Raw genomic sequence first — 14407 nt, forward strand, 5'->3', positions numbered from 1 at the left:
CTGGAGCTGGTACTAAGCCGACCAGAGGGGATCGTGCACCGTATCGGGATGATAGTGGCCCGTTTATTGAGAACGGCCTGTGTGGATCTCATCATGACCAGGCTGCAGCAGCAGTCCACTCGCGAGAGGCCGGATACATTTATGCAACTGGAATCGCCGTTGCAATGTCGCGTACCCTTTGCACGGACAAAGCGAATGATGTTGATTTCAAAGTGGGGCTGCTGACAACCATTGGACGAGCGCCAAAGAACGCGATCCTGATCGGTGGTGACGCCAGCGAAACTCGATGCAGTGTGTGGAAGGTAAGGTATGACGGCGAGGAGAACTGCCGTTATGATAATATCATCTTCCAGCGACGTTCGGATCCGGCCGGCGATGCGACGGGGTGCCTTGGAGAGCGCGAGGAGTGCTGCATGAACGAGATGATGATGGACCTGGATCCACTGGTGACCGCGGAAACGTGGAGGAAGAGCGGCCGCGATGTCGCGATCGCCACCGTCATCGAGACATGGGGTTCGGCGCCGCGGCCAGCAGGGAGCCATCTGGTGATCGATAGCGACGCCAATTTCGAAGGCTCTGTTTCGGGAGGTTGCGTCGAAGGCGCTGTTATCTCAGAAGCACTCGATGTCATAAGCACCGGTGAGGCGAAGATGCTGGAATTCGGCGTTGCTGATGAGACGGCCTGGCGCGTCGGCCTGTCCTGCGGCGGACGCATTCGCGTCTATGTAGAAAGGCTTGGCTGATGGAGCTTGCGACGCTGGAGCGGCTGAACGCCTGCAGGCGGGCGCGGGTTGCGGCTGCATTGATCACCGATATCGGCAGCGGCGAGGCGAGTGTCATTGCAGAAGGCGATGAGCTTGATGGTGTCCTCGGCGAGGCGGTGGCTTCTGCGTTCCGCTCCGGGCGTTCAAGCGTTGTCGAGCTTGACGGTGCTCGCTATTTCCTGAACGTTTATCTGCCGCCACCCGATATCGTTGTTATCGGAGCCGTTCATATCAGTCAGGTCTTGGCAAAAATGGCGGCACTCGCCGGCTTTGGTGTCCGTATCATTGACCCGCGGACGGCATTTGCAACGCCTGAGCGTTTTGCCGGGATCAACCTGGTGACTGACTGGCCCGCGGATGCATTGAAGGACAAGCCGCTTGACACTTACACTGCGCTCGTTGCCGTGACGCATGATCCGAGAATAGATGATTTCCCGATTGCGGAGGCCCTGCGTCGCGGTTGCTTCTATGTCGGGGCTCTCGGAAGCAGAAGAACGCATGCATCGCGTCTGGATCGCCTGAGGGCCGAGGGCTTTGCCGACAAGGCGCTCGCCCGCATCAACGGGCCGGTCGGGTTGCCTATCGGGGCTGCCAGTCCGGCCGAGATTGCGGTCGCCATCCTCGCCCAGATCATCGAGGCGTTGCGAACGCGTGATATCATATTGCGAAAGGGCGACGTGCAATGACATTCGGCGAGTTTCCGGTCGCCAGTGCGGAAGGACTCATACTGGCGCACGCGGTCCGATTGCCGGAGCGGACGTTGGGCAAAGGGCACCGTCTTTCTCCAGCGGATGTCGAGGCACTCAAGCAGGCCGGTATCGCCAGCGTCACCGCAGCGCGGATGGAGGACGGCGACCTCGACGAAAACGAGGCGGCCCGCCGGCTTGCTGCGGCTATCGCGCCGGACCACCTGCGTTTCTCCGAAGCCGCGACCGGGCGCGTGAACGTTTATGCCGCAACCGACGGGCTCTTCGTCGCAGATCGTGATGTCGTCAATCGCGTCAACCGGATCGATCCGGCGATTACACTGGCCTGTCTCGCCGATCATGTGCGTGTCCGGGCTGGGGACATGGTGGCGACGTTCAAGATCATTCCGCTTGCTCTGCCGGGCAACAAGGTGGAGACCGCTTGTGACGCCTTGAGAATGGCCGCGGCTTTCGAGGTCAAACCGTTCAGAGAACACGCGGTGTCGCTTGTCGCCACGCAACTGCCGTCGCTGAAGCCTGCGGTCATGGACAAGACGGCGCGTATCCTGGAGCGCCGGCTTGCGGCATACGGCAACCGGCTGGAACGCGAGCAGCGGGTGGCTCACAGACATGATGCCGTTGCCACCGCCATCGGCCAGGCGATGGCCGCCGCTGAACGCTCTCCGAAGCTTGTCATTGTCTTTGGGGCTTCGGCGGTAATCGATGAGGACGATGTCATACCCGCAGCTATCCGCCAGGCAGGAGGCGAGGTTCTGAGCGTCGGCATGCCTGTCGATCCCGGTAACCTGATTGTTCTTGGACGGATCGGCGAGACCTATGTCGTGGGGGCGCCTGGATGCGCCCGGAGCCCTAAAGAGAACGGCTTCGATTGGGTTCTGGACCGCATTCTTGCTGGCGAGAAGCCGGATGCCCGGGATCTGGCGGGCATGGGTGTCGGAGGGCTGCTGATGGAGATCGAGACCAGGCCGCGGCCGCGGGAAAGCTTCGAGGACAATCACCGGGCGGCGACTGTCGCAGCGGTCATTCTGGCCGCCGGTAAGGCGAGCCGAATGGGCGAGGGCGGTGCTCACAAGCTGTTGGCCGACTTCGATGGCGAGCCGCTGGTGCGCCGCACGGCGAAGACTGCCCTTGCCGCCGACGCGTCATCCGTCATCGTCGTGACAGGCCACCGGCGAAGCGAGATTATGGCGGCGTTGTCCGGACTGGAGGTGACGGCTGTGGAGAACCCTGACTATGCATCCGGTATGGCAAGCTCGCTGATTTCAGGGTTTTCAGCTCGAGCAGCGCGCGATGCGGATGGTGTTCTCGTCATGCTCGCCGATATGCCCGGCGTGAAGGCAGACGATCTCAATCTCCTGATCGCAGCCTTCCGCTCTGCTTCCGGGCGCGCGATCGTCCGCGCAGTCTCGCGCGGAAAGCGTGGCAACCCGGTCATTCTTCCCAAATCGCTTGGCGACGCTGTAATGCGGCTTGAGGGCGATGTCGGAGCGCGACATATCATCGAAACTTCGGGGCTACCGATTATCGACACGGATATCGGCGATGCGGCGCATCTGGACGTGGATACCCCCGAGGCCGTTCGGGCGGCCGGTGGGGTTTTGACAACATGAAGTCTTCCGTCTGATCGCCGACCCGTCCTACGTCGCTGTCGATCCAGTGCGGATGTCGGCCTTGAAAGAGGCGGTGCGGCAGCCGGTCCGCATCAGGAGGATCCGACGCAATAAGCACTCCGGAATTCCAAAGGCTGTAGGATAGGATGCCTCTTTTTCTATCGCGGGACTGTGCACGGGAAAGGGCATGCTTAGCCCTTTCTTCATCTTTCATGCCTTGCCGTTGAGGCATGGCTGTCAGAGCAAATCTTCGATGCGTATTGGCAGATGCCGGATCCGTCTGCCCGTTGCGTTGTAGACAGCATTGACGACGGCTGCGGCCGCTCCGACCATTGCGACTTCGCCGAGACCTTTGACGCCGGACATGTTGAGCTTGAAGTCCGGTTCACCGATGAAATCGACATCGATGGTGCCGATGTCGGCGTTGACCGGCACGACATATTCGGCAAGATCGTTGTTAAGCACGCCGCCGAAGCGGGGGTCTGTTTCACCCGCCTCACGAAGCGCCGCACCAATTCCCCAGACGACACCGCCCCTGACCTGGCTTTCCGACGTTCGCCGGTTCATGACCCGGCCGCAGTCGGCAACGCTGACGACGCGTTTAACGCGCACACGCCCGGTTGACGTCTCCACGTGAACTTCGGCGAAATGGGCGATCCAGCTGAAGGCTATGAACCCGGGATATTCCGGGCCGGTTGTGGATGGGATGCCTCTGCGCAATTGCTCGATCACTTGCCCGTCCTTGCCGAGAGGGATCGTGTTGACAGTGACTTCCAAGGAGAGGCGACGGGTTCGGGCAAGCTGGACATGAACCGGTTCTTCCGACAATGGAGCACCGGTGAGAGCGCTAAGCTCTTCCCGCATTTTCATCGCGGCGCTTCGTGCTGCCGGCGCAACGCTGCCCGTTCCCCATGAGCCGGCGGTTATATGCTGCGGCGCATGTCCGGTGTCGCCGATGCGAATATCGAGCTTCGCCGGGTCCACACCAAGAATTTCGATAAGCTCGGCAGCGATGACGCTGCGGATGCCTTGCCCCATCTCGTGACCGGAGGTCGCGATCTCGCATCGTCCGCTTGCAAAAAGACGAAGCGTTGTTACGGCGGCGGTCATCGATCCCTTGTAACTCCCGCATGCGACGCCGAGGCCTATGAGGTCGCCATTGTCCGCGACCAACGCGCCCGGCTCGCGCCGCCGTCGGTTCCAGTCGAACATTTCGGCTCCGCGCGTCAAACAGCCCGCGAGATGACGGGATGAGAAAGGTTTGTCTGTGATCGGATCATTTTGGGTGTCGTTAGCGAGGCGGAACTCAACCGGGTCCATTCCGACAGCCTCTGCGAGTTCATCCATTGCGCATTCCGTAGCGTAGCTCGAGGGATGCTCATGGCGCGCGCGCTGATGTCCGGGGGTCTGCGTATCGACTCTGACGATCCGGTCACTTCCCTGCCAGGTACGGTACGCTTCGGACGCAACGGCCTCTTCCTCCGTTTGATGTCCCAGCGCCAGGAAGACGATGAGGGCCGTGAGGCTGGTGATCGCCGCCAGCAGGATCAGGAGCCGGGAGAATGCCTCGCTGTAAGACGCAAGGATCTGTGCGGCTTCGGCACCGGGCATGGCGACAAAAGCCCCCCCAAGGTCGCCGACAGCGAGGCTCTGACCGGCAGCCTGTGCAGCACCGGACAGGCCGGCTGCATGGATACGTCCGGCGATCAGCATCGAGAGAACCGCGCCGACCACGGCGAGCGCCACGCCTTCTCCCGCCACGCGCACTGTGGAGAAGATGCCCATGGCCATGCCTGCGCGTTCCTTCGGCACCACGCCGATGGCAAGGCCATCCATCAGGCCCCAGGGCAGGCTGATACCCGTGCCGATCAACAGCATCGGCAGCGCCAGTACGGCAGCCGACGTGCCAACCGGCAAGGTGGAGAGCCAGGCAAGGCCACAGGCCGTGACGATCAAACCCGCGGCGCAGAGCGTGGCCGGGCGCACAAAGCGCGCCAGCCAGCCGGCGACGATCGGCAGGACAAGGAGCGGCGCCGACAGCGCGATCATCAGTCCGCCCCCGGCGACCGTCCCCATGCCTTCGATGCCGACGAACCGCAGAGGCAGCAGAATGAGCAGGACGACGAAGCCATAGGCGGGAGCGGCGGCGAGCAGCTGCACACCGACGAAACGGCGATAGCGAAACAGTGACAGATCCAGCATCGGCCGCGCTACCGTGCCTTCGATGCGGATGAACAGGACCAGGCAAACCGATGCAGCGATGAACAGGCCGAGAACGAAGCCATCGCTCCAGCCGCGCTCAGGCACCAGCAACATGCCGTAGGTGAACAGCGCGAGCATCGCGGTGAAGGCAACGGCGCCCGGCCAGTCCAGCCCGAGCGCAGCGGGATCGCGGCTTTCCTTCATGACAAGGCGTCCAATCACAAAGGCGAGCGCCGTGAACAACACGACGGCAAGAAAGATGCTGCGCCAGCCGAAGCTTTCGATCATCGCACCGGACGCCACCGGCCCGAGGGAAAGGCCGACCCCGAAGCTGGTGCCGACAAAGCTGAAAGCACGCAAGCGCGCGGATCCTTCGAATTCCTGGGCGAGCGCTGCTGCGCCACCGGCATAGGCCGCTGCCGCTGCGAGGCCCTGGCCACCCCGCAGCAGGTCGAAAAGGAGGATATTCGGTGCGACGGTGAGCGCCAGGGAAAAGAGCGAGAAGGTTCCCGCTCCAAACAGGAAGACGCGGCGGCGGCCCAGGCTGTCGGCCAGCGCGCCGGCTGCCATCAAGGCCGAACCGAAGGTAAGCATGAAGGCATTGGTGACCCAGGCCGTGGCGACGGGACCGGCATGCAGCGCCTCGGCGATCGACGGAAGCGCGACGGCCGTCCCGGTGAAGGTAAGCGGCATGGCCGCCGCCGCAAGGCAGACGGCGAGCAAGGCAAGTCGGGGATGCGCGCGGTCCACGCGTCGAAGGCCGTGACGTGACATGAAAGATCTCCTGACGATCAGGGTGTGTGCGATAACGGCCCAAGCCGCGCATGGCGGGCAATATACAGACGCTCGAATAATCGATAAGATCGCCATCATTCCGATCATTCCGGAGTAAAATGCTCGAATGGGAGCCTGACATGGATCGTATCGCAGGTCTTTCCGCCTTTGTTCGCACGGCAGATCTCGGCAGCTTCGCGGCCGCCGGCCGGGTGCTCGGCCTGTCGCCTTCGGCCGTCGGCAAGGCGGTGAGTAAACTCGAGAGCCAGCTCGAGATCAGGCTGTTCCAGAGGTCTACGCGAAGCCTGCGGTTGACGGAGGAGGGGCGGGCCTTCCATGAGCGCTGCCGCCGCATTCTCGACGACCTCGACGATGCGCACGAGAGCCTGCTGCGCACCCGCGAAAAACCGCGTGGCGCCATTCGCCTGTCCTGCCCGATCATCGCCTATCACCTGCTTCTTCCGGTCCTCCCGGCCTTCATGGCTCGCTATCCGGAGATCACGCTTGATCTCGATTTCAACGACCGCATCGTCGACCTGATCGAAGAGGGCGTGGATGTGGCTATTCGCAGTGGGGAGTTGCCGGACAGCCGGCTGATGGTGCGCGCGCTACGGCCCTTCCGCCTGCTTTTGGCCGCCACGCCAGCCTATCTCGCACGCCATGGTACCCCGCGCTGCCCGCGCGATCTTTCCGATCATTGCAGCATCGGATTTCGCTTCCCCAACAGCGGCAAGATACAAAGCTGGCCGCTACGCAGATCCAAGGGCGAACCGGATCCCCGCCTCAACTATGTGCTCACCTGCAACAATATGGAGGCACTGCGGGGGGCCGTGCTGCGTGACCTCGGCATCGGTTGCATGCCGGATTTCCTCGCGGAGGCGCCGGTGCTTGCGGGCCATCTCGTTCCGCTGCTCCTGGATCACCTGGACGCACCTGGCCAGTTCAACCTCATCTGGCCGTCAAGCCGGCATCTGTCGCCGAAGGTGCGTGTCCTCGTCGACTTTCTGGCAGAACACCTCTTCATCTCCGAGCCGTGCCTCTCCACCAGCGAGCGTCACCCGGCGTCCGGTGAGAATGCATGAGCGACTTTAGCATGCGCCTTCAACCATCTCTTCTCACCGGACCGATGGAAACCCGGTTTCTTCCGGGTCGGCCTACGAACAGGCTGGCGTTATGAACCGGACAGCAGCAAAACCTTAGCCATGACCAACGGGGTTAAATCAACCGAACGGGTTTCATCATGTTGCCGCCCGCAAGAGAGCGGCAACAAAGCGTCAGATGGCGTTTGCCAACTTCTTTTCGATGTAGAGCTGGCGCATCTTCAGGGTCAGCGGACCGGGCTTGCCGTCGCCGACATTCTGGCCGTCGATCGCAACCACCGGCAGGACGAAATTGGTGGCCGAGGTGATGAAGGCTTCCGCTGCATCCTTGGCTTCACCCGGCGTAAAGGCGCGCTCTTCGTAGTCGATACCGGCCTCTTTGGCGATGTCGAGAACGCTTGCGCGGGTAATGCCGTGCAGAATCGCATGTGAGAGCGGACGGGTGATCAGTTTGCCGTCCTTGGAGATGATATGGGCGGTGGCCGCGCTTGCCTCGGTGATGAAACCGTCTTCCACCAGCCATGCATCGTCGGCGCCTTTGGCCGCAGCTTCCATTTTTGCCATCGACGGATAGAGGAGCTGCACCGTCTTGATGTCGCGGCGCGCCCATCGCTGATCCGGCAGGAGGGCAACGGAGATTCCGGTCTTTGCTTTCGGATTGTCGAGAACCGCTTTTGCCTGGGTGAACAGGGTCAGCGTCGGCTTCGAATCCACCGGATAGGCGAAATCGCGGTCGGCGGTGCCGCGTGAGATCTGCAGGTAAATCAGGCCTTCGTTGAGATCGTTGCGACGGACGATTTCGCGATGAACTTCCAGCAGTGCTTCCGGCGAAAGCGGGCAGGTGATGCCGAGTTCCTTGTTCGAGCGCTGCAAGCGCGCGGAATGGCCCTGATATTCCAGCAGCTTGCCGCCGACAACGCCGGTGACTTCATAGATCGCATCGGCAAACAGGAAGCCGCGGTCGAAAATCGAGACCTTGGCATCTTCTTCCGGCAGCCACTGGCCGTTCAGGTAGACAGTACGGGACAATGAAAAAGGCCCTTTCACATCTTGGGTTTGGTAAATGGTGCGATGGTAACGCTGGCTTCGGACAGCCTGTCACGCAATGCGCGTGCGGTGGCGGGCGCGCCGGGCGTGTCGCCATGGATGCAGACGGTCGCCGCATTGACCGACAGATGCGATCCGCTGATCGTCGGGATCCTGTTGTCGCAGACCATGGACAGAACCTGGTCGACGCTTGCCGACAGATCATGGATCACCGCCCCTTCCATCTGGCGCGGCGCAAGCATGCCGTTTTCCAGATAGCGGCGATCGGCATAGACTTCGCAGGCAACCGCAAGGCCGGCCTCCTCGGCAGCAAGCATCGTCTGCGAATAGGGGAGCGTGATGAAAACAAGGCTCGGGTCGACCGCCTTGATGGCCTTGACGCAGACGCTTGCCAGCGTCTCGTCTTCGGCTGCGATATTGCCGAGCGAGCCATGCGTCTTCACATGGGTGATCGGCCAGCCGAGCGTGGTTGCCATGCCCTGGATCGCAGCGATCTGATAGATGATCTGCGCCTCGATATCCTCCGGGCGCTCGCCATAGATTCGGCGCCGGCCAAAGCCGTAGAGATCCATGAACGAAGGGTGTGCGCCGATCGCCACGCCGTTCTCGCGGGCCGAAACGATCGTGTCGCGCATCACGCTCGGGTCGCCGGCATGGAAACCGCAAGCGATGTTTGCGGTCGTGATGATATCCATCATCGCTGCGTCGTCGCCGATCTTGTAGGCGCCGAAGCTTTCACCCATGTCGCAATTGAGGTCGATCGTAGGCATGCGGATCATCCTGTCTCTGTGGTTTATCGATGAGGCACGTTCGCGTGATATTGCCGGCCATAATCGTAAAGCAGCCTTGACATACAGTTGGTGTACTGAAATGACAAGGAGGTTGTTTGATATGCGAATCCGCATCGGCAACGTATGGGAACACAATGGATAAAGCGGATACGCTGCGCCCTCGTTGATTGCAGACTGGCAAAGGGTGCAAGCGGAATTTGGAACAATGAATGACCGTGCCCCATCACGCGCACCTCACCTATCCGCGAATTGCCGCAAGCGGCGATCGCGCCATCGTCATCGAACTCTCGGACCGGATTTCCGAGGAGACGAACATGCGCGTCGTGTCGCTGGCGGATGATCTCGAAAGCAACCCGATTGCCGGGATCGTCGAGACGGTGCCGACCTATCGCTCGCTGCTCGTTTCCTACGATCCCCTGGTCGTGCGCGGTCGCGATCTTTCGGCGCTTCTGCTTGAGCGGCTTTCCGGCATCGCTATGGACGGCCGCCGTGGGCGCCGGCTGGTTGTGCCGGTGATTTACGGCGGTGACGTCGGCCTCGACCTTACCGAGATGGCGGAGATGAAGGAGATGAGCGTCGCGGAACTCATAGCCGCGCATGGTTCGGCGGACTACCGCGTCTATATGATCGGCTTCGCGCCGGGCTTTGCCTATCTCGGCGGCCTGCCGGAGAAGCTTCATACGCCACGGCTTGCCGTGCCGCGCCAGAGGATCGAGGCAAGCGCCATCGGCATCGGCGGCAAGCAGGCCAGCATCAATTCCGTGCCCGGCCCGAGCGGCTGGCGCTTCATCGGCCGTACGCCGATCAAGGTTTTCGATCCCATCCGCAGCGATGCCTTTCTCCTGAAGGCCGGCGATCATGTCCGCTTCCGCGCCATCGAAAAGGATGAGGCTGCGGCACTGGATGCAGCGGTTGCCTCCGGCGCTCCGCATATCGAGTGGGAGGATGCATGACCACGCTCACCGTCAAACAGGCAGGCCCGATGATGTCCGTGCAGGATCTCGGCCGCACCGGTTTCGTACGGATGGGGGTCTCGGCCTCCGGCCCGATGGATGGTGTTGCGATGCGGATCGCCAACCGCCTCGTCGGCAATGGTGACAACGATGCGCTGATCGAGTTCTCCAATGTCGGCGGCCAGTTCGAAGTGGATGAGCCCGTGCTCTTTGCCGTCACCGGCGGCGCCGTCTCGGTCACGATCGATGGGGACCGCGTTGATTGCTGGGCAAGCCACACGCTGGCACCTGGCCAGGTTCTGCGCATCGGCGCGCTCACCAGTGCGGTCTGGGGCTATATCGCGTTCTCCGGCGGCATCGAGACTGAACCCGTGCTCGGCGCACGTTCCACCCATCTTCGTTCCGCCATCGGCGGGCTCGACGGCAGGCGTCTGGCGCCCGGTGATGTGCTGCCGCTTGGTGCCACACCCGAGACGGTGCTCGCCGGCCCGCAAAAAGTTCTTCGCACGCCGCTTCATCGCTTCGCAGGCCCGATCAGGGTCATCAAGGGGCCGCAGGCAGGGCATTTCGATAAGGCTGCATGGCAGCAGTTCCTGCGCGGGCCCTTTACCGTGTCGGGCAGCCGTGATCGCATGGCGCAGGTGCTGGAGGGCCAGGAGATCGTCGCGGCCGGCGGGCACGACATCGTGTCGGATGGCACGGTGATGGGTTCGATCCAGGTGCCGGCCTCCGGCCGCCCGATCATCCTGATGGCCGAGCGGCAGACGGCCGGCGGTTATCCGAAAATCGCAACCGTCGCCTCCGTGGATCTGCCGCGGCTGGCGCAGGCGCTGACCGGCAGCCAGATTCGCTTCAAGCTCGTGTCGCAGGAACAGGCGGAAGATCTCTGGATCGCCCATACCCTTGCACTCGACGAAGTTCTTGCGGGCCTGGATCAGGCGCCGGATGCGGCAATGTTCGAAGGAGGCAGGTCTTGAACAAACCGCTCGCAAAGCAGGCTTACGGCAAGATTATCGAGATGATCCTCGCCGGCGTCTTGAAGCCGGGCGACCTTCTGCAGGAAGCCAAGCTCGGGGACGAGTTCGCCATGTCGCGCACGCCGGTGCGCGAGGCGATCAAGCGCATCGAGGCGGAAGGTCTTGCCATTCAGGAAGGCCGGTTCCTCAAGGTGCGCACGCTGACGATCCCGGAGGTCGAGGAAATCTTCTTCATGCGCCAGCAGCTGGAAAGCTATTGCGCGCGGCATGCGACCGGCATTCCGACCGCTATTCTCGACGATCTGGAAAGCCGCGTCCTGACATTGCAGAGGCAGGGGCCCGGCGAGGAGGACGAGCAGCGCAGCATCGATGACGACCTGCACTATTCGCTGGCGCGTGCTGCCGGCAACCAGATGATGGTGCGCGCGATCGGCGATCTGCGCCGTCGCACCTGCATGTTCGACCATACCCAGGTTCCGACGCGTTTCATCGTCAGCTGCCAGGAGCATTTCGATATTCTTCAGGCGCTCCGCGCTGGCGACGGTAAGCGTGCCGGCGTGCTGATGGGCGAACATATCGCCCATGCCCGCGACGCCGTCCTTCAGCGTCTGAGTGCGCCTTTACCGAGATCGCCACTATGAAATGCCTGATCGTCCAACCCATCCATGCTGCAGGCATCGCCCTTCTGAAGGATGCGGGTGTCGAACCTGTCCTCTGCCCTGACACCGATATTCAGACCATAATGCGGCTGATCCGCGGATGTCAGGCCGTGATTACCCGCGACGCAGGCCTTTCCGCGGAGGCTATCGCCGTTGCCGATACGTTGAAGGTGATCGTCTCGCATGGCGCGGGCCACGATTCGATCGACAAGGTCGCGGCCGGAAGGCGCGGGATCCTCGTCTGTAATACGCCGGGCGCCAACGCCCGTTCGGTCAGCGAACTGGCTCTGGGCTTGGCGATAGCCGCCGCACGCCTGATCCCGGCTGCCGATCGGTCCGTGCGTACCGGATCACGCGGTTTCCGCGAGGCCTCGACCTTCCATGAGCTCTTCGGCAAGACGGTTCTCTTGGTCGGCTGGGGCGCAATCGCGCAGGGGCTCGGGCGCATGCTCGATATCGCCTTCGGCATGCGCGTCCTCGTCTATTCGCCGCGCAGCACGGGCGAATTGCCTTACGAGCGTGTCGCGACGCTCGCAGAGGGGTTGGCTTGCGCCGATCTCATCTCCATTCACACGCCGCTGCGCGAGGAAACCCGCAACCTGTTCGACGCCAAGGCCTTCGGCGCCATCAAGCGTGGCGCGATCCTCGTCAATACGGCGCGGGCAGGGCTTGTCGATGAGGTGGCGCTTGCCGCAGCGATCGAAGATGGCACGATCGCGGGAGCGGCACTCGACGTCTATTCGCCGGGTGCGGCGCAAGGGCCGCTCGGCGCCACCAACCGGGTAATCTTTACGCCGCATCTCGGCGGTACGACCGGTGAAGCGCTGGAACGTGTTGCGCTTGCGGCTGCAGGCCACGTGCTGACGGCGCTTTCCGGCGGTCGTCCGGCAACGACAGTCGAAATGCAAAGGTTGGACGCATGAATTCTGTCATCAGGGAGACGATCGACAGGCTGATCGACCGGGTCAATGCGATCTCGGATGTCGGTCCGGGCTTCACCCGCCCGTCCTATAGCCGGCTGGAAAGCCAGGCGCATGCCGTCGTTGCCGAGGAGGCTGGGGCGCTGGGCCTTGAGGTAACGCGCGATGCCGGCCTCAATCTCTTTGCCCGCCTGCCGGGCCGCGACCGTTCCGCACGTGCAATTTATATCGGTTCGCATCTCGATACCGTCTCGATGGGCGGCGCCTATGATGGCCAGGCTGGTGTTTCGGGTGCCATGGCGCTGGTGACTGCCTTCGTGAAAAGCGGCGAACAGCCGCCCGTCGATATCGTCGTCACGGTGACGCGCGCCGAGGAAAGCGTCTGGTTTCCGGTTTCCTACGCGGGCTCGCGTGCGGCGCTCGGCCGGCTGACGGCACAGGAACTGCAGGCAAAGCGCTCCGATACCGGCCGCACGCTTTACGATCATATCGAGGAAGAAGGTGGCCGTCCGGAGGAGATTTTGGCCGGACCCGGCCTTGCACCCGCCCGCTTCATCGAACTGCATATCGAACAGGGCGCCGTCCTCGACACCGCAAAGGAGCCTTTCGGCATCGTCTCCGGCGTGCGCGGCGGCCTGCGTTATCGTGAGGCGCGGATCGACGGCACCTGGGCGCATTCCGGTGGCCCGGCGCGTTGCGAGCGCGCCGATGCCGTCTTTGCACTGGCGGACCTGATCGTCGGCATGGACAGGTGCTGGGAAGAGACGCTCGCGCGGTCGCAGGATCTAACCGTCACCTTCGGCCGTGTCGATGCGGCGTCGTCGGAACATGCCTTTGCCAAGGTGCCCGGCCGGGTGGATTTCTGCGTCGATCTGCGCAGCGATACCGTTTCCGTGCTTGACGAGCTGGATAGTCTCTTCAGGGCACAGATCGACAAGATCGAGAAGGCCCGCGGCGTCCGCTTCGATCTCGGTGCTCAGTCGCGCAGTCAGCCGACGAAACTCTCGGCGGCGCTCGGTGACCAGATCGCCCGCGGCGCCTCGCGGCTTGGATATAACCCACGCAGGATGCTTTCCGGCGGTGGGCACGATGCGGCGGCCTTCGCGCAGGCCGGCTGGGACAGCGTGATGGTGTTTCTGCGGAACTGGAACGGCAGCCATAACCCCGACGAGGGCATGGATCCGGCGGATCTGGCCGCAGCCGTCGAGGTTGTCCACGCAGCGATCCGTGATGATGGCAAGGGAGGTGATTATTGAGCGACAAGGAAACTCTCGCGCAACAGGTCTATCGTGACCTGAAGCAGCGCATCCTCGAAGGGCAGTTTTCCTCCGACGAAATGCTGACGGAACGGACCCTGGCGCTGGAATCGGGTATTTCGCGCACACCGCTGCGCGCCGCTATTTCGCGCCTTGAGAAGGAAAACGTCATCTCGCGCCTGCCGAACGGCGCGTTGATGGTGCGGCCGGTCACCGTGGAGCAATTGCTGGAGATCGTGCAGGTCCGCCGGCTTCTCGAAGGCTCGGCCGCTGAAAAGGCCGCAAGTCTGCCGTTTACGGAGGAACTGTCGCAATCGCGCGAGCGGATGCGTTACTTCACCAGTGGCGGCGATATCGCGTTCGACCTCTTCTGGATCGATGACGACGCCTTTCACAATGCGGTCGCCCATGCCGCCGGCCTGCCGCTCCTCGCCTCGATGCTGACCGAGATGCGCAGTATCGCGCGCCGCTGCACCATCACCCGGACACACGACCGCTTCGACCAGCAGGCGCTGGAACATATCGCCGTTATCGATGCCATCGAGGCACGTGACGGCACTGCCGCCCGTGCGGCGATGGAAGTGCATTTCGATAGTGTCAGAACCCGTTTTCTCGGCTGGCTGGCGCGCAATTGAGATTTTGGCCGC

At 62.6% G+C, this 14407-nt stretch carries 13 protein-coding genes; 10 read left to right on the forward strand and 3 right to left on the reverse strand.

Annotated elements, in window-relative coordinates; all coding sequences use genetic code 11:
* Positions 1-413: 413 nt before the first annotated feature.
* Genes GR158_RS17225 through GR158_RS17235 form a run of 3 tightly spaced genes read left to right on the forward strand, consistent with a single transcriptional unit; the run spans position 414 to position 3081 of the window.
* The gene (locus tag GR158_RS17225) at positions 414-743 is read left to right on the forward strand and encodes an XdhC family protein (RefSeq protein WP_160871998.1); all 330 of its coding nucleotides are present in this window, start codon (positions 414-416) and stop codon (positions 741-743) included.
* Entirely contained in the window at positions 743-1450 is a 708-nt protein-coding gene (locus GR158_RS17230) for an XdhC family protein (protein ID WP_160871935.1), read from the forward strand. Before GR158_RS17225 ends, GR158_RS17230 begins: the two co-directional genes overlap by 1 nt.
* The gene (locus GR158_RS17235; RefSeq protein ID WP_160871936.1) at positions 1447-3081 is read left to right on the forward strand and encodes an NTP transferase domain-containing protein; all 1635 of its coding nucleotides are present in this window, start codon (positions 1447-1449) and stop codon (positions 3079-3081) included. The genes GR158_RS17230 and GR158_RS17235 overlap by 4 nt, the downstream gene beginning before the upstream one ends.
* Before the next feature lie 237 nt (positions 3082-3318).
* Here the strand turns inward: GR158_RS17235 and GR158_RS25410 are convergent, their stop codons facing one another.
* Positions 3319-6165 carry an MFS transporter gene (locus GR158_RS25410; RefSeq protein ID WP_371731730.1) on the reverse strand — a complete coding sequence of 949 codons (2847 nt, stop codon included), beginning with the start codon at positions 6163-6165 and terminating at the stop codon, positions 3319-3321.
* Between the two features lie 32 nt (positions 6166-6197).
* On the opposite strand from GR158_RS25410, the gene GR158_RS17250 reads away from it, so the two are divergent.
* Positions 6198-7139: a LysR family transcriptional regulator gene (locus GR158_RS17250; RefSeq protein WP_160871937.1), complete on the forward strand. Its 942-nt coding sequence runs from the start codon at positions 6198-6200 to the stop codon at positions 7137-7139.
* A 192-nt stretch (positions 7140-7331) separates the two neighbouring features.
* On the opposite strand, the gene GR158_RS17255 is transcribed toward GR158_RS17250, so the two are convergent.
* Positions 7332-8186: a D-amino-acid transaminase gene (locus GR158_RS17255; RefSeq protein WP_160871938.1), complete on the reverse strand. Its 855-nt coding sequence runs from the start codon at positions 8184-8186 to the stop codon at positions 7332-7334.
* 14 nt (positions 8187-8200) lie between these two features.
* Positions 8201-8974, reverse strand: a complete 774-nt coding sequence (locus GR158_RS17260; protein WP_160871939.1) for a LamB/YcsF family protein — start codon at positions 8972-8974, stop codon at positions 8201-8203.
* A 230-nt stretch (positions 8975-9204) separates the two neighbouring features.
* Here GR158_RS17260 and pxpB point away from each other — a divergent pair, with 230 nt between their 5' ends.
* From pxpB to GR158_RS17290, 6 genes are read left to right on the forward strand one after another with little or no spacing between them, the layout of a single operon-like run.
* Positions 9205-9948 carry a 5-oxoprolinase subunit PxpB gene (gene pxpB, locus GR158_RS17265; protein WP_160871940.1) on the forward strand — a complete coding sequence of 248 codons (744 nt, stop codon included), beginning with the start codon at positions 9205-9207 and terminating at the stop codon, positions 9946-9948.
* Positions 9945-10925, forward strand: a complete 981-nt coding sequence (locus tag GR158_RS17270) for a biotin-dependent carboxyltransferase family protein (RefSeq protein WP_160871941.1) — start codon at positions 9945-9947, stop codon at positions 10923-10925. The genes pxpB and GR158_RS17270 overlap by 4 nt, the downstream gene beginning before the upstream one ends.
* Complete coding sequence (locus GR158_RS17275) at positions 10922-11566, forward strand: GntR family transcriptional regulator (RefSeq protein ID WP_160871942.1); 645 nt, start codon at positions 10922-10924, stop codon at positions 11564-11566. Before GR158_RS17270 ends, GR158_RS17275 begins: the two co-directional genes overlap by 4 nt.
* Positions 11563-12507, forward strand: a complete 945-nt coding sequence (locus GR158_RS17280) for an NAD(P)-dependent oxidoreductase (RefSeq protein ID WP_160871943.1) — start codon at positions 11563-11565, stop codon at positions 12505-12507. The genes GR158_RS17275 and GR158_RS17280 overlap by 4 nt, the downstream gene beginning before the upstream one ends.
* Positions 12504-13760 (forward strand): hydantoinase/carbamoylase family amidase, encoded by a 1257-nt coding sequence (locus GR158_RS17285; protein WP_160871944.1) that lies wholly within the window; start codon positions 12504-12506, stop codon positions 13758-13760. The genes GR158_RS17280 and GR158_RS17285 overlap by 4 nt, the downstream gene beginning before the upstream one ends.
* A complete protein-coding gene (locus GR158_RS17290) occupies positions 13757-14395 on the forward strand; it encodes a GntR family transcriptional regulator (protein ID WP_160871945.1) in 639 nt (212 codons plus the stop codon). The genes GR158_RS17285 and GR158_RS17290 overlap by 4 nt, the downstream gene beginning before the upstream one ends.
* Positions 14396-14407 lie beyond the last annotated feature (12 nt).

Source organism: Shinella sp. AETb1-6, from assembly GCF_009826875.1.
Taxonomy (GTDB): Bacteria; Pseudomonadota; Alphaproteobacteria; order Rhizobiales; family Rhizobiaceae; genus Shinella; species Shinella sumterensis.